The following is an 18,383-nucleotide window of genomic DNA, read 5'->3' as shown; positions in this document are numbered from 1 at the left end:
ACGGCGTCAGTCGGCCCCTTTCACCAGAGGACACAGACATGACGGACTCCCCTTCCTCGCAGAGTGCTCCGGACACCTCCACATCCCGCACTTCCCCGCGCGGGGAAGCCCGCCGCAGACGCCAGCGGGAAGTCGCCAGAGAACACTTCCTGCAAAATGGCTACGCCGCGACCAGCATCAACGAGATCGCACGGGAGGCCGGCGGATCACTGACGACGCTTTATCGGAATTTCGGCAACAAGGAGGGGCTGTTCCTCGCCGTGATGCAGCAGGAAGCACAGTCGGTATGGTCGGTGATGGATCACGAGGTCAATGAGGCACGTCGCGTCGACGAGGCCCTGGAACACTTCGGGATGGCGATGCTGACACTGGCCCTCGAACCACAGCTGATCCGGCTGTTTCGTGGCCTCGCCTTCGAGAGCGGCCGCAACCCGCAGCTCGGCAAGCTCTTCCTCGACAATGGCCCCAAGCTGACGCGCCAGCGGCTGGCAGGCTACCTGTCACGACAGGTGGCGGAGGGCCACTTGCCAGGCTCCGGCCTCGGGCAGGAACCGCTGGCCGCCGCCAACCTGCTGACCGGCATGCTGCTCAACCCGCTGCATGTCGATGCCCTGCTGGGCAGCTTCCCCGAACCGGCCGACCCGGAAAGCCTGCGACCACACGTCAGGCGCTGCGTGCGCGTCTTCATCGCGGGTTTCGGGGCCTGAACACTGGGCCCCTGACGTGATGACCCAGCCCCGCCGATGAGGTTATGGATGCGTCGTCATGGGAACAGTACAAAGCGTCTCGACAAAGGCCCTGGCTGCATGGGTCATCCGCCGATCACGGCGTTTGCACAATACCGTGGAACACGCCAGGCAGGCGGTACCCTGCATCGGAATGGCGACCAGGTCGCCGCGACTCAGCTCCACCTGACTGATCGCGTAACTTGGCAATATCGTCATGCCTCCATTGGCCAGGACATGCAGCTTCAGCATCTCGATATTGTCCATTTCAAAGATGACTCTGAACGTCTTGCCGATCCTGACGGAGGCTGCATTGACCAGTTGTCGCGTAAGAAAACTCCCGTTCAGCATCGCAAGCGAGCACCCCACCAGCGCTTCCAGGGTGATCGAATCGCACCCGGCCAGTGGATGGTCGGGCCGCGCGACAGCAATGAAATGCGTCGGGTAACGCTCGATGACCTCAATATCGGCAGGCAGATCCACTTCCATGGCAACTCCGATATCCACCGCGTCCGAACTCAGCTGGTCATAGACCGCCGGACTTCCCGTGACGGTACCGGAGAAGGTGACCTGTTCATGCTGTCGCTGGAAACGGGCGATGGCCGGCGACAGCCAGGTTCTCATCACCCCCTCTATGGTGGCGAAGCGCACGGTCCCCGCCATCAGACCATGGATTTCCTGAATCTTCGACTTCGCAAGGTCCATCTCTCTCAGGGTATTGCGCATGTGAGCTTCCAGGATGCGCCCCTCTTCCGTCAGGAACATGCCCGAAGAACGACGATCGAAGAGAGCCGTCTGAAAGCTATGTTCCAGGTTCTGTATCTGGCGACTGATGGCCGACGGACTGACATGCAGCTCATGCGCCGCCTGACGAACTGACCCGGTTTCCGCGACAGCCAGGAAATAACGATAAGTGAGTATCTGAATGGGAGCCTCCTGATCGAGGGGCGGTTGGTCAGCACCATTTAAGCGCACTTCTGACGTTCAGAACGTTGTCAGGTGTGTACTTTACGTCAACGCGGCGTGCTCAAGATTCTAATTTCCCATACAGGGAGTCGCGTTTACTCTGAACAGGACATCTCCCGGAAGATTTCATCACGATAAATAACGATCCTGACCTGCATGTCATATGCAAGGAAACATGATGAGCATAAGAAATATAAGAAAGTTCGTATGGTGGGTGGTCGCTCTCTGTCTATTACTGACATGGCTTCCTTATATTGGAATATTCAACTCCTCGAAATTGATTTGGGGAATTCCCCAGCCGCTGGCACTGACGCTGGTATGCAATGCGGTGCTCACACTCTGCGTCATTTCGCTATATCCCCTGTATTTCAAGCCCTTGATGAATGCACTGAAAGCAAGGCCCATCGTGGAGGAGCATTCACATGAATAACACCGTCACGATTGCTGTACTTGTCGCCTTCATCAGTGTCTTCATCCTGATTTCGCTATTCGCCAAACGCAGTGCCAACAATACGCAATCCACGACTTCCGAGGATTTCGTCATCGGCGGGAGAGGCATGGGCACTCTGGTGCTGGTGCTCTCCATGGGCGCAACCTATTTCTCCACCTGGACATTGCTCGGGGCCTTCGGTTCCTACTATCGCGAAGGCATCTGGTTCGTCGGCTTTGCCGTCTGGACCATCTTCCACGGTATCTTCATCTGGATGTTCGGCACCCGCATCTGGCTGGCTGGCAAGCGCTTCGGCTTCATCACTCCCGGACAGATGGTCGAGCGTTACTACCGCAGCAAGCGCCTGAAGATCGCCGTGGCCGTCACCGGCATCACGGCTCTGGTGCCTGTCATGCTGATCCAGGTCATCGGAGGTGCCAAGGCACTGGATGCCCTGTCAGGGGGAGCCATTCCCTATGTTGTCGGTGTGACCGTCACATCCATCATGGTCGGTGTGATCGTGCTGTGGGCCGGCTTCAAGGGCACCGCCTGGACGGACTCCTTCATGGGTATCTTCTTTGCCTCGATTCTCATCTTCACTGCCATCTATGTGATGAATCTTGCCGGCGGCAGTCAGATGTTCGCAGCCGTGGCCGAAATTCAACCAGAGCTGCTGGTCAATTCCGGCAAGCCATTGAAAATGTTGGAACTCTGGCTGGGACTTGGCTTCGGTGCCTGGGTATTGCCGCACATGTGGCAGAAGTTCTATTCCGCCTCCTCCGCAGAGGTACTCGGCAAGGTCGCCATGGCCACCCCGTTCTGGAATTCCTGGATGATGGCGATCATTCCGCTGCTCGTGGGTCTGGCGGCCGTGATCCCCGGAGTGGCTCCGGGCCTCGATGCCAGCAGCAGCGACACCATTCTTCCCTTGATCTTCAACGAGCATCTGCCACTGCTGGGCGCCTTCGTGGTTGCCGGCATCCTGGCCGCCGCCATCTCGACCATCAACAGCCAGCTACTGTCATCGGCCAGTATCGTGGCGGAAGACATCGTCAACAGCTTCACCAAGGAGCCGCTGAGCAGTCAGCGCATCACGCTCATCACGCGTGTAGTCGTGGCGTCATTGACCGTACTAGTCTTCCTGCTGGCCATGTTGCCCAGTGGTGCAGGCTATCTGGTGCCCATCGCTTCGCTCGGCTTCGGTCTCGGTCTGCAACTGGTGCCTTCCGCACTCGGCATGCTGCATTTCCGTCGAATCACGGAAGCCGGTGCCTTTGCAGGGCTGCTCTCGGGGACTGCGGTGATGGCGATCCTGGCCATCTTGCAACTGGATATCGTCATCGGCCCCAGTATCTCAGGCTTCATCGTCAACCTTGTCGTGATGATGGTCGTCAGTCGTCTGTCAGCTCCGGTCTGTGAACGATCACAGCATGAATTCCATGACATGTTCGATGAATACATGCGCGACAACTGCGACACGCCTGTTCCCTCAAGCACTCAACCTTCGCGCTGAATTCTCATGGCGTCCTTTATCTCCAATTCATAGGTGACTCTCATGCAAGACAACGTAAAAGTTGCAGTGATCCAGGACAGCAGCGTGCCATTCGATGCCGAGAAGACAGCCCTCAAGGCATGCCGTCTCATAGAGGAAGCTGCGCAGGGAGAGGCCGAGCTGGTGGTATTTCCAGAGGCGTTTCTGGGTACCTATCCCAAGGGGCTGACATTCGGCGCCCCGGTAGGCACGCGGCTCCCGGAAGGACGTGAAGACTTTCGACGCTATTTTGAAGGCGCCGTGGAAATCGACGGACCGGAACTGCGCAGCATTGAAGAATCAGCCCGCGAACATGGCGTCTTCATCGTCATGGGCATCATCGAACGCGATGGCTCGACCCTGTATTGCAGCGTGGTGTTCATCGATCCGCAGGCAGGAATTGTCGGCAAGCGTCGCAAGCTCATGCCCACGGGCTCGGAGCGTCTCATCTGGGGCTTCGGAGACGGCTCGACATTGGATGCCGTGGATAGCTCACTGGCCAAGGTCGGCGCGGTGATCTGCTGGGAAAATTACATGCCGGCACTGCGCCAGACGATGTATGGGCAGGGAGTGGAGATCTACTGCGCACCGACGGCTGATGACCGCGATACCTGGCTGTCTTCCATGCAGCACATCGCGCTGGAAGGCCGCTGCTATGTCCTGAGTGCCTGCCAGTACCTGACACGTGGCGACTTCGGAGATGACTACAACTGCGTACTCGGTGACTCGCCGGAACATGTCCTGATGCGCGGCGGCAGCGTGATTCTCGGACCACTCGGCGAGATCATCGCAGGCCCTGTCTTCAATGAGCGTACCATCCTGCATGCCACACTTGCGCGCGATACGTTGATCCGCAGCAAGCTGGATTTCGATCCGGTGGGGCATTACGCCCGCCCCGATGTGCTGTCCGTGATGGTGGATCGTGAAGAAAAGAAGGCCGTCTATTACTGAGCTTGTCTGATGCCTGATGCCTGACGCCTGAGCGCTGTCGTGAACGGTGACAGTCGACTGACGCACCAATGACAACAGCCCCACTCTCGACACTCGAGGGTGGGGCTGTTGTCGTTGGTGTGGAGTGTCAGGGCAGCCTGTCAGGTAATACGCGATGTCTCACATCATTACACGGAACCTGCCGGACGCAGTCGTGATAACCACCCGCCATTGCGTGCCTGGGCGCGCACACCGGGGAAGTTGAGTTCCACCTGACGCAGACACAGGGTCAGCACGATGGTCAGCACGAGGTAGATGGCACCGATGAACAGCAGCGGCTCGTAGGTGAGGAAGTTCTCGTCACGAATGATGTTGGCGACCTGCAGCAGGTCCATCATCGCGATCGTCGAGACCAGCGGCACCGACTTGAGCAGCAGGATCATCTCGCCGGTCAGGGTCGGCAGGCATAGCTGGATGGCACGCGGCAACCACAGGCGAGTGAAGACCTGGAAGGGCCTCATGCCGAAGGCACGCCCCGCTTCCCGCTCACCCGGTGGCACGCTGAGCAGCGCACCGCGCAGGACTTCGCCGGTATAGGCGCCCACCGAGAGGGTGAAGGTCAGGGTGGCGTAGAAGAACGGGTCACGCAGAACGCCCCAGAACAGGCTCTCGCGAATGCCGGGGATGCCTTCCAGCAGCCGACCGATGCCGTAATAGAAGAAGAACAACTGCACCAGCAGGGGCGTGCCTCGCATCACGATGGTCACGCCATTGGCTAGCCAAGCGAGGGGCCTGGGGCCCTTGATGCGCGCCAATGCCATGCCGACCGCCAGCGTGAAACCCAGCACGGCCGACACCACCAGCAACAACAGGGTATTGAACAACCCCCGCCACAATGATTCCTGATAGTAGGGGTCCGACAACCAGCTGAAGTCCATATCACGCCTCCTGGGCAGAAATGACGGGCTCGCCACGGCGCACGTAGCGCTCCAGCCGGCCGAACGCGAGGCTCGAGGTCAGCGTCATCAGCAGATACAGAAGTCCTGCCACGCTGTAGAACAGGAAGTAGTCGCGCGTGCTGGCCGCCGCCTGTTGCACGGTGAAGAACAGCTCACTGAAGCCAATGACACTGATCAACGCCGTGTCCTTGATCAGAATCAGCCACAGGTTTGACATGCCGGGCAGTGCATTGGGCAGCATGCCGGGCAGCGTGATATGGCGAAACCGTGCCAGCGGAGAAAAGCCATAGGCATCGGCGGCCTCGAGCTGGCCCTTGGGAATGGCCAGAATGGCGCCCCGGAAGACCTCGGTCATGTAGGCCCCCTGGACGAAGGCCAGCACGCCGACGGCAGTGACGAAGCCACTGATCTCGATCTGGCCCGCGACACCCAGCGCGTTCATGAGCGCAGTGAGTGCCTGGGAGCCACCGTAATACAGCAGGATGATCAGCAGCAGTTCCGGCACCGCGCGAACGGCGGTCGAGTAGCTGGTGGCAAGCGCCCGCAGCACCGCCCATGGGCTGAGTCTTGCCGCTGCGCCGACCAACCCCAGCAGCAACCCGATGGCATAGGCAGCAAAGGCGATCTGCAAGGTGGTGACGGCACCGGACAGGATAGGGCCGGCCCAATCGGCAAGCCCTTCTTGGGCAAACTGGGACATGATCAGAAGCCTTGTCGTATCAGGTGAATAGGAGGAAGGCACTACGGGAAGCGTGCTGGCCAGACGACACCAGCCATCGGGCCAGCACGCTCGTGATCAGCCCAGGCAGACGTCGGTATCGAAGTACTTGTTCGACAGCGCCGTGCAGGTACCGTCCGCGTAGACCTTCTGGATGGCATCATCGATCGCCGCCTTCAGCGCCCCCTCTTCCTTGCGAATCCCGATGCCGACCCCCTCGCCATAGGCCGGGTGCTGCGGCGTGGTCGCCTTGATCTCGAAGCCGTGTGCCTCCTCGCGCTTGATCAGCGCATTCATGGCGATCTCGTCTGCCAGAATCACATCCACCCGACCGGAAAACAGGTCACTGTTGGCCTGCTCCTGCTGGTCATAGAGGCGCACCTGGACACCGCTGTCCCTCAATGCCCGGCGCGCGAAGTTGGCGTGGGTGGTCGCCGCCTGGGCACCGAGAACCATGCCATCCAGGCCTTCTGGAATATCGATATCCAGGTCGCTGGCGGCCACATAGGCACCCGATGAATGGTAATAGGGAATGCTGAAGTCGATAACCTTCTCGCGAGCATTGGTGATGGTCATCGAATTCATGATCATGTCGATACGCCCGGCCTTCAGCGAAGGAATGATGCCGCTCCAGCCTGTGGGGGTAATCTCGCACTCACGTTGCATGGCGTCACAGATCGCGTTGGCCAGCTCGACCTCGAAGCCGGTCCACTCGCCGCTGGCGGAGGTATAGGTAAAGGGCGGGTAAGGTTCGGCGGAGATCCCGACCTTGAGAGTGTCGGCGGCGTGCACCTGGGCGGCGCCAAGCGTCAGGCCACCCAGTGCCAGTCCCCCCATCATCAGTGCACCGGCCAGCTTGCGCAGCGCAGATGTGGAAGTCGAGGCAGAACGCGTTCCACGCGCGGTCAGTGAAGGTATCTTGGCAGCGAATCCAGCATCGTTCATCAAGATCATCAGGCCATCTCCTGGCAATTGTTGTGGTTCCATCAGCGGCATGGTGGGGAAGTCCATGCCGGGGCAATTCAGTGGAGGCCTCCTCAAGCTGCCGGTGCGATGAAGCGTCGGCAGCGTTCATGGCGGGTCTGCTCGAAGACCTCCGCCGGACTGCCTGCCACCCCGACTCGGCCTTCATCGAGGAAAACGATCTGGTCGGACACTTCTCTGGCGAAGGCCATTTCGTGGGTCACCATCAGCATGGTGCGTCCTTCATCGGCGAGACTGCGGATGACACTGAGCACTTCACTGACCCGCTCCGGGTCCAGAGCGGATGTCGGCTCATCAAAGAGCAAGACACGCGGTTCCATTGCCAGCGCACGCGCGATCGCGACTCGCTGCTGCTGCCCCCCGGAGAGAAACGCCGGATAGCTGTCGGCGCGCTCCAGCATGCCGACCCGCTCCAGGTAATGTTCCGCGATGCGAGTCGCCTCACGCCGAGACTTGCCTTTCACGCGCATCGGCGCTTCGGTGACGTTGCCGAGCACGGTCAGGTGCGGCCACAGATTGAACTGCTGGAAGACCATGGTGACCTTGGAGCGCAGGCGCTGGATCTGACGACGATCCAGCCCGATGAGGCCACCACGGCTGTCGCGATCGAAACGTAGATGCTCATCGGCGATCGACAGCTCCCCCCTGTTGGGGCGTTCCAACAGATTCATGCAGCGCAGCAAGGTACTCTTGCCGGAGCCACTGGCGCCGATGATGGTGGTGACACTGCCTTCCGTCACGCGCAATGACACGTCATGCAGCACTGCCAGATCACCGTAGTGCTTGACGATGTTGCTGGCTTCGACGATGACCCGATTCGATGAGGATCGCGAGGGCCCTGCCCTGCCTTCAAGGCAGACTTCCTGAGGCTGAGAGATGCCGTTGCTGTCTGCTTTCATCGAGCGGGTCATGGGAGATACGTTCGAGGGCGAGATAGTCATGAGCGACTCACAAGTGGGTGGCTGTGGCTGGCTTGGGATGGGGCACCGTGCAGCGGGGATCGGCATGACGCACTACTTTGATGCGCTGCGCGACTGCCTGACCGAAGCGACCGATGGCCAGATGGTGCTTGCCCTGCCGCGATCTGCCGCGACCCGTCGCGACATCAGCGGTAGCGCGAACAACAATTGATACAGTTGTATAGCAATAGGCGTTCCACATAACGACTCCCCACACCACGGACGGGTGCGGCAGGCACTATCAGCACGAAATGCAAGCCTTGAGGCGACGCAGCAATGCCACACGGGGCAGGAATCTGTCAGCTCTCGCCCCATGCCGTCATCGCGGTAGGGAGGCTACGTCAGTCTTGCAGGCTGGCGTTCACGGCAGCGACGGCATCTTCGCCATCGCGGGTCGTCACGCCGGCAAGAAACTCCGCCAGACGCTCCGGGTGGGCGACGAGCCAGTCGTGCGCCACCTCATCGAGGTCACGCTCGTTCAGGCTGTAGTCGAGGATGAAGGCGCTCTGCTCATCGGAGCTGAAGACCAGCTGATCGAGAAAGCGCGTCAGGTTGGGATTGGCCTCGGCGTAGGCGGTCCGCACGACGGTCTTGACGTCACTGGCGCCGTTGTCAGGGCCGAAGACCGATTCCGGGTCTTCCAGGATATGGGTGTCGAATTCCGGCACCATCCAGTGCGGCGTCCAGCCGTAGAAGGCGATCCAGCGTTGCTCGCGCTCGGCGGCGCGCACTTCACTGAGCATCCCCGGTGTCGAGGATTCCATCGCATCCCAGTCACCCAGCCCATAGACATCGTCGTCGATGGCGCCGTTGAGCATGTCGCTGATGGTGGAGCCGCTTTCGATGGAGTAGATGGTCTCATCGAATTCATCGGCGTGGGCGGCCAGATCCGCCGCGCTGTGGATACCCTCGTCATAGACATAGCCCGGCACCGCGAAGCCCATCCGGGCACCGGTGACGTTGTTGCCGAGATCCGTGATCGCGCCGGCCGCCATGGCCGCGTCGTAGCTGTCCTTCTGGGCCGGCAGCCAGCCGGCAAGGAAGGCATCGCTGTCGCCGGTGGTCAGGGTGTTGTAACCGACGGTGGAGCTGACTTCCTGCCGCTCCACGTCATAGCCCATCGGGGCGAGAATCTGGGCGACGATCTCGCTCTTGACGCTGACACCGGGCCAGGGCGGCACGATGAGCGTCAAGGCGTCGTCCGTGTCCTGGGCAGAAGCCGCCAGCGGCGCCGTACTGAGCAGCAGTGCACCGAGCGTGAGAAGTCCGCGGCGGGTGCCGCGCAACGGGGAAGAGGTCAGGCAGGTCAGGGGTCGCTTCATCTTGTCGTTCCTTGTCAGCACCGGTCGCGCCGGGCCTTGTTATAGGGAGTGTCAAGCGGGGTCTTGCATGCCTTGCGCGACTGCAGCCGATGGCGCTGCCACCAGTTTCGGCAGGCCGCCAAAGGGCTCACGCCCCATCACGCGCGCAAGCATCGGGAGGAAATGCGCAAGCGGCAGGGTGTCGTATTCGGGGTCGAAGCTGGTCTGGTCCCACTCGTCACAGAAGCGCACGGTGCGCTCATAGGCAGGGTGGTGGGCGTAGGCATCACGTGCATGGCGGTCCTGGCCGAAGAATTCCCGGTAGTGATAGCCCTGGAACAGCTCGTGATGGCGAATCATCCAGACATTGAGCGGATCGATGAACGGTTCGAGGATACCCGCGGCGATCTCGGCATGATTGGCCGGTGCGAGATCATCGCCGATGTCGTGCAACAGCGCGCAGACCACCATCTCCTCATCGGCGCCGGCACGCAAGGCGCGGGTCGCCGTCTGCAGGCAGTGCTCGTAGCGATCCACCGGATAGCCATGGTGATCTCCCTGGAGGCAGCCCAGGTGGGCGATCACGCGCCGACAGGCATCGGACTGATACTCCCGGAAGTGCGCATCGATCAGCGCCCATTCGGCATGCGTGCTTTCCGCGAAGCTGCGAAAGCGCGCCTGGGTCATCGGGACGGTATCTTGCTGGCTCATGCGGTGGCCTCCTCCCGGTTGTCCGGCTGACCGCTGAGCTGATCGGCAAGCTGGTCGGCCAGCAGCAGGCGGCGGCTGGCCGTGGAGTCGCGATCCACATAGCCCTGACGCATATGGCGGATGCCGCCTTCCAGCTGGAAGGCACTGCGGCCATGGAACAGCCGGTAGTTGTCCATGATCAGCATCTGGCCCGGCGCCAGCTTGAGGTGCAGCGTGAAGTCGTCACCGGCAATCAGGCGGTAGAACGCCTGACGGGCCGCGTAGTAACGGCGCAGGGTCGCGCTCGGCAACGCCGGCACCCGCTCGGTACGATTGGAGAAGCGCACACGGGCCACCTGCCCCCGACTGTCCAGCTCGATCAACGGGCCTTCGCTCTCCAGCCGCGTGGTGGCATCGTGATAGCGGAATCCGGGGCTGACCTCGGTTAAGCAGGCAAAGGCCTCGGGGTCTTCACGACGCAGATGCTCCGCCGCGCTGAACCCGTCCACCAGCGTACTGTCACCCCCCTGGGCGGCATTGCGCAGGCAGTGCAGCCAGATATAGCCGGGAATCGGATCGCGATAGGGGTTATCGGTATGCGGCTCCAGCCCGCGCTGGGTCATGGTGAGGTCGTAGGCGTTGGCGACGGATTTCACGTCGGCGATGCCGCCCCAGTTGGTGCGTCGCAGCGGGCCGATGCGATGGATCAGACTCTGCATGCCATCTTCGTGATCCGGCACGCCACTGACCCGCACGAAGCCGAAGCGCTGCAACTGCTCGAGCATGTCCAGCAAGGCCGCGTCATCGTCCAGTGCTGCCGCGAAGTCAGCCTCGGGCAGCTGGGCGAGACCCCCCTTCCAGAACGTCATGCCCTGGTAGGCCTGTGGCGCGCGACACTCCGCTAGCAGAGCCGACGACGAGACACTCACCGCGTGGCCGTCGCTGAAGGCCAGCGACAGCGTATCGCCGTCGAGCTGCGCCTCGCTCAGGCGCAGATCCAGCGGCAGATCCGCCGCCTCGATCAGGCGCTGACCGGTCAGGGAATCGAGAGTCGCTTCATCAGGACTCCGCTCGCGCAGCCAGAGGGCCTCGAGGGTCAGATCACCCTCGGGGTGGCTCAGCTGCAGTTGTCGTCCGGAGTCTGTCAGGCAGACGGAAAGGGGGGCGCTGGGCACTCGATGTTCTCCACGGCTGGGGAGCGGCACGCTTGTTTTCCCTGGCAGGTGCCTGCTCTCGGGGGCGGGTCCGACTGGAATCTCTTCTACCTTAAGCCCCTACCGTCGAAGTGGTTTGAGGAAATTGGACATAGATTTGATGAAATTGGCCATATGTCGGACCAGCGGACGCGGCGCATCCGCGGAAACGAATCGGCAAGGCTTGGGAAGGAATGGCAGGCAGGCCCGGCAGCTATCGTGCGCCGGGGGTACGACAAGAGAACGAGGGCCGGGAGCCCCCATTCGACATCAGTCGGTCAGGTGCAGGACCTGACCGTTGAGCGCGCGACCGGCACCACCGGCCAGGAAGCGCGCGCACTCCGCCACGGCGTCCGGTCGGCTGCCCTCGGGACACAGCAGATTGGCGCGCACCCTGTCGGGGGCACGCAGCGCGAGGCGCTGGATCAACTCACCCAGCGCCGCCTGCGCCATGGCAGTGCCGTGATGCTCCTGCGAGGGCAGCGGCGAGGACAGCGGCGGCGCGACGGCCAGCAGGCGTCCACCGTGGCGCAACATGCGTGCACAGGCCGCCTTGAGCAAGGCGCCGGGCCCGGCGACCTGCGCGACCAGACACGCCTCCAGCGACTGCCCGGCCACGGCCTGCGGCGGCATGCAGACCAGCACGTCGAGACGGCCGAGACGCGCCACCAGCACCTCGAAACAGCCCTCGCCCACCACCTGACCGAAGCGATCCGACTGCTCGCCGCCCAGCGCGTCCAGCACGCGCTCGAGATCCGTCTGCGCGGTGCTCATCAGGGCGATGATGGCACCATCTTCCAGGAAGGTGCGCGCCATGGCTTCCAGCCATTCCCCCTGCCCCGCAATCAATACCCTGCGTCGTGGCAGCATCTCGTTCTCCCTGATGGATCGCTCTGCCGATCACGGCTGATCTGTGGCACATCACCTCCCTGTGATGCCCCTCGCCCTGCTGACTACCTTCCCCGGCGTGGCGGTGGCACGGCGCCGATGTCACGCCCGCACTCTGCCCGCACCCTGCCCGCCCCCTGCCCGCACTCAGGGCATCAGCCCCGGCAACCACAGCACCAGCGCGGGGAACAGCATGCACAGGATCAACCCCGCCAGCTGCAGGCCGACGAAGGGCAGAATCGAGCGATAGATGGTGCCGATGGAGACCTGCCCGGCGGTGATGCCCTTGAGATAGAACAATGCGTAGCCGAAGGGGGGCGTCAGGAAACTCGTCTGCAGATTGATGGCGACCAGAATCGCGAACCATACCAGCAGCCCCTGGCCGGAAAGCCCGAGCCCGAAGTCCAGCGCCTCGACCACCGGCGCCACCAGCGGCAGCACCACGAAGCTGATCTCGATCCACTCCAGGAAGAAGCCGAGCACGAAGATCAGTCCCATCAGCAGCAACAGCAGGCCGTAGGGACCCAGGCCGGTGCCGGTGATGACATCCTCGATCAGATAGTCGCCGCCCAGGCGCTTGAAGACCACCGAGAAGCAGGTCGCGCCGATGACGACGAACAGGATCATCGCGCTGGTCCGCGAGGTATCGCGGAGCGTGTTGCGCAGGGTGTCGAAGGACAGCCCGCCCATCACCAGCGCCAGCAGCAGACTGCCACCTGCGCCGATGGCCGCAGCCTCGGTAGGCGTGGCGATACCGGTCATGATCGAGCCCAGCACCGCGACGATCAGCACCATCGGGCCGAGCAGATCCCGCAGCAGCGCCAGCGGCAGCGGTGTCTTGTCGGTGCCGAGCAGCGACTGGTCCGGCAGCGGTGCCCAGTCCGGACGCAGCTTGGCGGTGATCAGCAGATAGGCCACGTAGAGCGCGCCGAGCATCAGCCCCGGAATCAGCGCCGCCTTGAACAGCGCCCCCACCGAGATCTGCAGGATGGAGCCCATCAGCACCAGCATGATCGAGGGCGGAATCAGGATGCCCAGGGTGCCGGAGGCCGCGATCACGCCACAGGCCATCTCGGCCTTGTAGCCCTGCCCCAGCATCACCGGCAGCGCCAGCAGCCCCAGCATGACCACCGAGGCACCGATGATGCCGGTACTGGCCGCCATCACCACGCCCAATAGCGCCACCGAGACGGCCAGACCGCCATGCACGCGACCGAACAGGCGCTGCAACGTCATCAGCAGATTGCGCGCCACCCCGGAGCTTTCCAGCATCAGCCCCATGAACACGAACAGCGGAATCGCGATCAGCAGCCAGTTCTCGATCACCCCGCCGAAGATGCGCGAGCCGACGGTGCCGAGAAACGGCAGCGGGATGTCACCGATGAAGGCGAACAGGATACCCAGCCCGCCGAGCAGGAAGGCTACCGGGTAGCCGGAGAAGATACCGATCAGAAGTGCCACCACCATGGTGATGGGCAAGGCGTATTCAGCGAGCATCGTCATGGCTCCCGTCTGCTTGATCCTTGGGTGCCGTCGTGCCGGCCGTCTCGTGTGCAGCGGTGTCCTGCGTCTTGCCTGCCTGAGGTGCAAGGCCGGCAAGACTGGCAATCTCGTGGTCCTTCAGGCGCTCAGGAGTGCGCGCCGGGTCGAACAGACAGGCCAGATTCTCGAAGATCTGCCCAAGTGCGCCGAGGGCGAGAAACACCAGCCCCGTCGGCAGCATCGCCTTGATCAGATACCGGTCCACCAGCCCGCCATAGTTGGACTTCTCGCCGGACATGTAGGACATGGTGACGAAGTGCTTGGACAGCCAGGCGATCAGCAGGCAGAAGGGAATCAGCATGATGAGGTGGCCGAGGATATCAACCACGGCTCGCCCACGCGGCGAGAGGCGCTGGTAGAACAGATCGACCCGCACATGCGTGTCGCTGTGCAAGGCATAGGTGCCACCGAACAGCGTCAGCAGGCCGAACAGATGCCATTGAAGCTCGGTGACGGAATTGATGGTGATCGCGGTGCCGAACAGCAGCACGTCAGGCGACCCCCAGTTGGCGATTTCATTGATGCCCAGGGCGTTGAGCGTGACGGTGGTGAGCACGGCCAGGATGATCGCCAGACCCAACCAGCTGGTCAGGCGACCCACCCATAGCCCCAGGCCGACCAGCGGTCGGCCCAGGGCGTCACACACCGCCCCGCCCTGTGCCCGCCAGGGCGCAAGGCGGGGGTCGGTCATTGGGCGCTACCCTCCTCAGCGTCACCGGCCTGCTTCATGGCCATCGGCTGCGGCATGGCCTGCAGCTCGTACCATTCGTCGATCAGTGCGGCATGCTTCATCAGCGAATCGTAGGCCTTGGCGAAGTCAGGATTGGTCTGCTTCTCTTCTTGAAGCACTTCCCCCCATGCCTTCTGCAGCGCGGTCATCACCGGTTCCGGGAAGCGCTTGACCTCGACACCCTTGGCTTCGAGCTCATGGATCGCACGTACCTGAGCCGGCGGCGCTTCGGCCATCGCCCATTGCAGGGTCGCGCGGCAGGCGGTCTGGAACTGCGCCTTGCGCTGGTCACTGTAGCTGTCCCACACCTGCTGGTTGATCAACAGCGAGAACCAGCTGGCGCTCTGGTGCCAACCCGGGAAGTAGTAGTACTTGGCGACTTCATTGAAGCCCATCGCCTGATCGACCTGCGGCACCGAGAACTCGGTGGCATCGACACGGCCACGCTCCAGTGCAAGATAGATCTCGCTGCCCGGTACCAGCTGGGTGGAGGCGCCCAGCTTGTTGAGCACCTTGGCGCCGAGGCCCGAGATGCGCATCGACAGGCCCTTGAAGTCATCCGGCGAGTTGATTTCCTTGTTGTACCAGCCGCCCGTCTCCTGCGGGGAGATGAAGCACGGCAGCACCTTCACGCCGTAGGGGTCATAGGCCGCCTGGATCAGCTCGGTGCCCTCACCGGCCCACATCCATGACATGAAGGCTTCCGGGCTCGGGCCGAACGGCAGCGCCCCGTAGAGGTTGGTGATCGGCACCGTGCCGGCCCAGTAGCCCATCCAGTCCCAACCGGCCTGGATCGCGCCGGAAGAGACGGAGTTGAAGACTTCGAAGGCCGGCACCAGATCGCCCGGCTCGTGCACGCGCAGACCGACTTCACCGCCGGTGGCGCTCTTGAGTTCCTCGGACAGACGCACGGCCCCGGCGCCCAGGAAGTTCTTGGTCGAGAAGGTACTGGCGACGTCGAGCTGCTTCGGCCCTTCCGCCTGAGCAGGTGCGGCGGCCATCAAGGTGGTGGTGGCGACGGCCGCCGCGATGGCGGCTCCGAGGCGCAGGCGACGAGTCGGCGTCGTGTGACGCGGCGTGGCGTGATGCAACATGGCACGGCTCCCTGATTTGTTGTTGTACTGGCTGGTCGTACGGCTCGATGCTTTCTGGCGATAAGGCACGCAATAAGCTGACGCTTACGTCAACTTACCCATTGACAACGCAAGCGCCTGACCACGCCACAACAATTCCAATGATTTCAGAGAGCTACGAGAGCCAATCACGCACGAGTAGCCGCACGATGTCCTCGATGCCGCCATCCATGCTCGGCAGCGTCCGGAAAGCCGGACACGCGGGTCGCCAAGGCTGCGACCAAGGTCGCGCGCTGACATGAATTCGGTCTACGACTCCAGTCGAATATGCCGATAGTGGAAGGCAGACCCCATGCGGGTAGGCACGGCGTGGGGTGGCGTGACACGCAAAGCGTCCGGAATTTCGGTCACTGACCGAGTTTCCGGACGCTTTGACCCCTCGTCTGTGGCGGGAAGGTGAAACCACTCTCGATCAGGGCGTTTCGGCCAACAGGCCATGACGGTTGAGCTTCTCGTAGAGCGAGGACTTGGCGATGCCGAGCTGACGGGCGGCGCGGGTGCGATTGCCATTGGCGGCAGACAGGGCGGCCTCAATCAGGCGTCGCTCGGTCTGCGCCATCGCCTCCCGCAGCGAGCCGGTTGCCACTGGCGTGTCGGAAGCAGCAAGCACGTCTGAATCCGAGGGGGGTGTGGATAATTCAGTCCGGCGGGCATCGCCATGCCGCGCATCGCCATGCCGGGCACCGATGGCATCCGGCAGATCGGTTGGTTGGATATGGCTACCGCCTAGATAGAAGGCGGCTTCGAGGACGTTTTCCAGCTCGCGCACGTTGCCGGGCCAGTGATGGGCACACAGGCGCTCCAACGCGGCCTCGGAGAGCATCGGCGGACGACGGCCACTGCGACGCGCCAGACGTGACAGCAGATGCGTGGCCAGGGTCGGCAGGTCGTCACGGCGCTCGCGCAGCGGCGGCACCTGCAGTGGCACCACGTTGATGCGATAGAAGAGGTCTTCGCGGAATTCCCCGCTCTCGACCAGCGCCTCCAGCGGGCGGTGCGTAGCGGCGATGACTCGTACATCGACGGTGACCAGCCGTGTCGCGCCGACGGCCTCGACTTCACGGTCCTGCAGCACGCGCAGCAACTTGGCCTGCATCGCCAGCGGCATGTCGCCGACCTCATCGAGAAACAGCGTGCCGCCATCCGCGAGCTGGAACTTGCCGGGCTTGCCGCCTCGTCTCGCGCCGGTGAACGCGCCTTCCTCATAGCCGAACAGCTCCGCCTCCAGCAGCGCTTCGGGAATCGCCGCGCAGTTGAGCTTGATGAAGGGCCCCTTGGCACGCGCCGAGCTGCGATGCAGCGCATGGGCATACAGCTCCTTGCCGGTACCGGACTCGCCCCGGATCAATACCGAGGCGCCACCGGGGGCGATCTTGCGTACCTTGCTGGCCAGCTCCCGCATGGCGGGCGAATCCCCGATGATGTCACTCAACTGCCAGCGGGCGCCGTTGGGGGTTTCCAGCGCCTGACGGTAGTAGTCCACCTCCGCTTCCAGCGCCTGGACCTGAGCATTCACCTGCCGCCATTCCCAGGTGTCGTGATAGAGCACCGAGCCGATGGCGCCGATCAGCTCGCCATCGCGGAAGATGGGGTAACGGTGGGCAATCATGTGGTGGCCACGAATCAACTGCAGCTGGGCCAGCTCCGCGCGTCCGCTTTCCAGCACCTCATGCATGCGGGTGTTCTCGATCACCTCGCTGACATCGCGCCCCAGCACCTCGCTGGCCTCGACGCCGAGAAACTCGGCATAGGGGGCGTTCAGAAACTGGATACCGCCCTGGGCATCCACCACCACCACCCACTCCTCCACCGCATCCATCGCGGCCCGCAGCAACTCGCGACGCGCCCGCTCGACATGAATCGAGGTGGCAGGTGAATCGTTGCGCAGCGGAGCAGCCGCCTTCGCTCCACCCGCCGCGCCTGACACTGGCATCTGCTGAGCCATGATCGGCTCTCCCTTGGCGTGTCCGGTCATCGTGGGTAGCCGTCATGCTGCCACCACACCCGCCGGATCTGATTGTTGTGTGCCGCGCCATTCCGCGGCCAGCGTCCGGAAAACCGGACACCACCCACAGCATCGGCCTAGTGGCGCCAAGGATCAACGTAGCCAGTGGTCGTAGAGTTCTCGTTAGACACTTTACTGAACCAGTTACTAAAAATAATCGCGAAAACGACTTGCACTCGAGCTAAACTATCGTAAACATCAATAAATTTAGAAATCATAACTTACTATTTGTGCTACATCCACATAGTTAAAACAGATAACAATCATCGGAAAGTTACGCGAGGGGATCAATATGAGCCGTGGAGTAATTGCAGCACCTGCGATAATCAACGTCCAAGGCAATGGATTTGTAATGGAACGCGGACTTTCAGAGCAAGAAATTCGTTATTACGCCTTATATTGGGATAGAATTGTCATACCTGGAAATAATCTAATCTACGTTGGACTGCCTGACGAAAAAATATTAATTGAGAGCGGTGTCATTGAAAGACCTCGAGTTACATTTCAAGGCTCTTTCATGGGAGCTGAAGTAGGCCATTCTTTTGCAAAAGCTCAATCTGTCGTAGCAAAAGAACTTATCGAAAAAGAAAAATCGATTGACTGGGTCCTCCATCAAATTGGAAATAATCTAAATATACCGAATGAATACGTTGAGCAAAAGCACTCTTTACGCTTTGAACTTGTCAACCTACTACCTGC

Annotated in this window: 18 protein-coding genes and 1 pseudogene; 5 read left to right on the top strand and 14 right to left on the bottom strand. The window is 61.9% G+C overall.

Annotated features, from left to right (window positions below; all coding sequences use genetic code 11):
* The first annotated feature begins 38 nt into the window (after positions 1-38).
* Complete coding sequence (locus tag PJK54_RS04155; RefSeq protein ID WP_141392733.1) at positions 39-707, top strand: TetR/AcrR family transcriptional regulator; 669 nt, start codon at positions 39-41, stop codon at positions 705-707.
* Between the two features lie 42 nt (positions 708-749).
* On the opposite strand, the gene PJK54_RS04150 is transcribed toward PJK54_RS04155, so the two are convergent.
* Together PJK54_RS04150 and PJK54_RS04145 are read right to left on the bottom strand one after the other, a co-directional pair.
* A complete protein-coding gene (locus PJK54_RS04150) occupies positions 750-1,451 on the bottom strand; it encodes a LysR family transcriptional regulator substrate-binding protein (protein ID WP_255304479.1) in 702 nt (233 codons plus the stop codon).
* 27 nt (positions 1,452-1,478) lie between these two features.
* Positions 1,479-1,700, bottom strand: a pseudogene (locus tag PJK54_RS04145) (helix-turn-helix domain-containing protein); the annotation flags it as partial.
* A 413-nt stretch (positions 1,701-2,113) separates the two neighbouring features.
* Here PJK54_RS04145 and PJK54_RS04140 point away from each other — a divergent pair.
* Both PJK54_RS04140 and PJK54_RS04135 read left to right on the top strand, forming a co-directional pair.
* Positions 2,114-3,634, top strand: coding sequence for a sodium:solute symporter family protein (locus PJK54_RS04140; RefSeq protein WP_084209447.1), 1,521 nt, complete (start codon positions 2,114-2,116; stop codon positions 3,632-3,634).
* Positions 3,635-3,676: 42 nt separating this feature from the next.
* On the top strand, positions 3,677-4,603 hold the full coding sequence (locus PJK54_RS04135) for a carbon-nitrogen hydrolase family protein (protein ID WP_084209448.1): 927 nt from the start codon (positions 3,677-3,679) through the stop codon (positions 4,601-4,603).
* A gap of 167 nt (positions 4,604-4,770) precedes the next feature.
* Here the strand turns inward: PJK54_RS04135 and PJK54_RS04130 are convergent, their stop codons facing one another.
* The 4 genes from PJK54_RS04130 to PJK54_RS04115 form a co-directional block, all read right to left on the bottom strand.
* Entirely contained in the window at positions 4,771-5,520 is a 750-nt protein-coding gene (locus PJK54_RS04130; protein ID WP_084209449.1) for an ABC transporter permease, read from the bottom strand.
* A gap of 1 nt (position 5,521) precedes the next feature.
* Positions 5,522-6,241, bottom strand: coding sequence for an ABC transporter permease (locus tag PJK54_RS04125; protein WP_084209450.1), 720 nt, complete (start codon positions 6,239-6,241; stop codon positions 5,522-5,524).
* A gap of 96 nt (positions 6,242-6,337) precedes the next feature.
* On the bottom strand, positions 6,338-7,213 hold the full coding sequence (locus tag PJK54_RS04120) for a transporter substrate-binding domain-containing protein (protein ID WP_240499620.1): 876 nt from the start codon (positions 7,211-7,213) through the stop codon (positions 6,338-6,340).
* 83 nt (positions 7,214-7,296) lie between these two features.
* Positions 7,297-8,142, bottom strand: coding sequence for an amino acid ABC transporter ATP-binding protein (locus PJK54_RS04115; protein ID WP_176493723.1), 846 nt, complete (start codon positions 8,140-8,142; stop codon positions 7,297-7,299).
* 40 nt (positions 8,143-8,182) lie between these two features.
* On the opposite strand from PJK54_RS04115, the gene PJK54_RS04110 reads away from it, so the two are divergent.
* Positions 8,183-8,374, top strand: coding sequence for a hypothetical protein (locus PJK54_RS04110; RefSeq protein ID WP_176493724.1), 192 nt, complete (start codon positions 8,183-8,185; stop codon positions 8,372-8,374).
* A 169-nt stretch (positions 8,375-8,543) separates the two neighbouring features.
* Here the strand turns inward: PJK54_RS04110 and PJK54_RS04105 are convergent, their stop codons facing one another.
* The 8 genes from PJK54_RS04105 to PJK54_RS04070 all read right to left on the bottom strand — a co-directional run bounded on the left by PJK54_RS04105 (position 8,544) and on the right by PJK54_RS04070 (position 17,624).
* The gene (locus tag PJK54_RS04105) at positions 8,544-9,524 is read right to left on the bottom strand and encodes an ABC transporter substrate-binding protein (RefSeq protein WP_271302326.1); all 981 of its coding nucleotides are present in this window, start codon (positions 9,522-9,524) and stop codon (positions 8,544-8,546) included.
* A 51-nt stretch (positions 9,525-9,575) separates the two neighbouring features.
* Positions 9,576-10,190 carry an HD domain-containing protein gene (locus tag PJK54_RS04100; RefSeq protein ID WP_271302433.1) on the bottom strand — a complete coding sequence of 205 codons (615 nt, stop codon included), beginning with the start codon at positions 10,188-10,190 and terminating at the stop codon, positions 9,576-9,578.
* A 20-nt stretch (positions 10,191-10,210) separates the two neighbouring features.
* Entirely contained in the window at positions 10,211-11,368 is a 1,158-nt protein-coding gene (gene tmpA / locus PJK54_RS04095) for a 2-trimethylaminoethylphosphonate dioxygenase (RefSeq protein WP_442870666.1), read from the bottom strand.
* A gap of 288 nt (positions 11,369-11,656) precedes the next feature.
* Positions 11,657-12,256 carry a hypothetical protein gene (locus tag PJK54_RS04090; protein ID WP_077378599.1) on the bottom strand — a complete coding sequence of 200 codons (600 nt, stop codon included), beginning with the start codon at positions 12,254-12,256 and terminating at the stop codon, positions 11,657-11,659.
* A 165-nt stretch (positions 12,257-12,421) separates the two neighbouring features.
* Positions 12,422-13,771, bottom strand: coding sequence for a TRAP transporter large permease (locus PJK54_RS04085; protein WP_077378596.1), 1,350 nt, complete (start codon positions 13,769-13,771; stop codon positions 12,422-12,424).
* Positions 13,761-14,507 carry a TRAP transporter small permease subunit gene (locus tag PJK54_RS04080; protein WP_077378593.1) on the bottom strand — a complete coding sequence of 249 codons (747 nt, stop codon included), beginning with the start codon at positions 14,505-14,507 and terminating at the stop codon, positions 13,761-13,763. The genes PJK54_RS04085 and PJK54_RS04080 overlap by 11 nt, the downstream gene beginning before the upstream one ends.
* Positions 14,504-15,640, bottom strand: a complete 1,137-nt coding sequence (locus PJK54_RS04075; protein ID WP_271302325.1) for a TRAP transporter substrate-binding protein — start codon at positions 15,638-15,640, stop codon at positions 14,504-14,506. Before PJK54_RS04075 ends, PJK54_RS04080 begins: the two co-directional genes overlap by 4 nt.
* 451 nt (positions 15,641-16,091) lie before the next feature.
* A complete protein-coding gene (locus PJK54_RS04070) occupies positions 16,092-17,624 on the bottom strand; it encodes a sigma-54 interaction domain-containing protein (protein ID WP_271302324.1) in 1,533 nt (510 codons plus the stop codon).
* Between the two features lie 352 nt (positions 17,625-17,976).
* Between PJK54_RS04070 and PJK54_RS04065 the strand changes: the two genes are divergently transcribed.
* The coding region (locus PJK54_RS04065; RefSeq protein WP_271302323.1) for a DUF6236 family protein at positions 17,977-18,383 on the top strand (407 nt) is incomplete at its 3' end.

The sequence above is a fragment of the Cobetia sp. MMG027 genome (assembly GCF_027947415.1).
GTDB classification, from domain to species: Bacteria; Pseudomonadota; Gammaproteobacteria; order Pseudomonadales; family Halomonadaceae; genus Cobetia; species Cobetia marina.
This window is presented reverse-complemented; position numbering and strand designations above follow the sequence as displayed.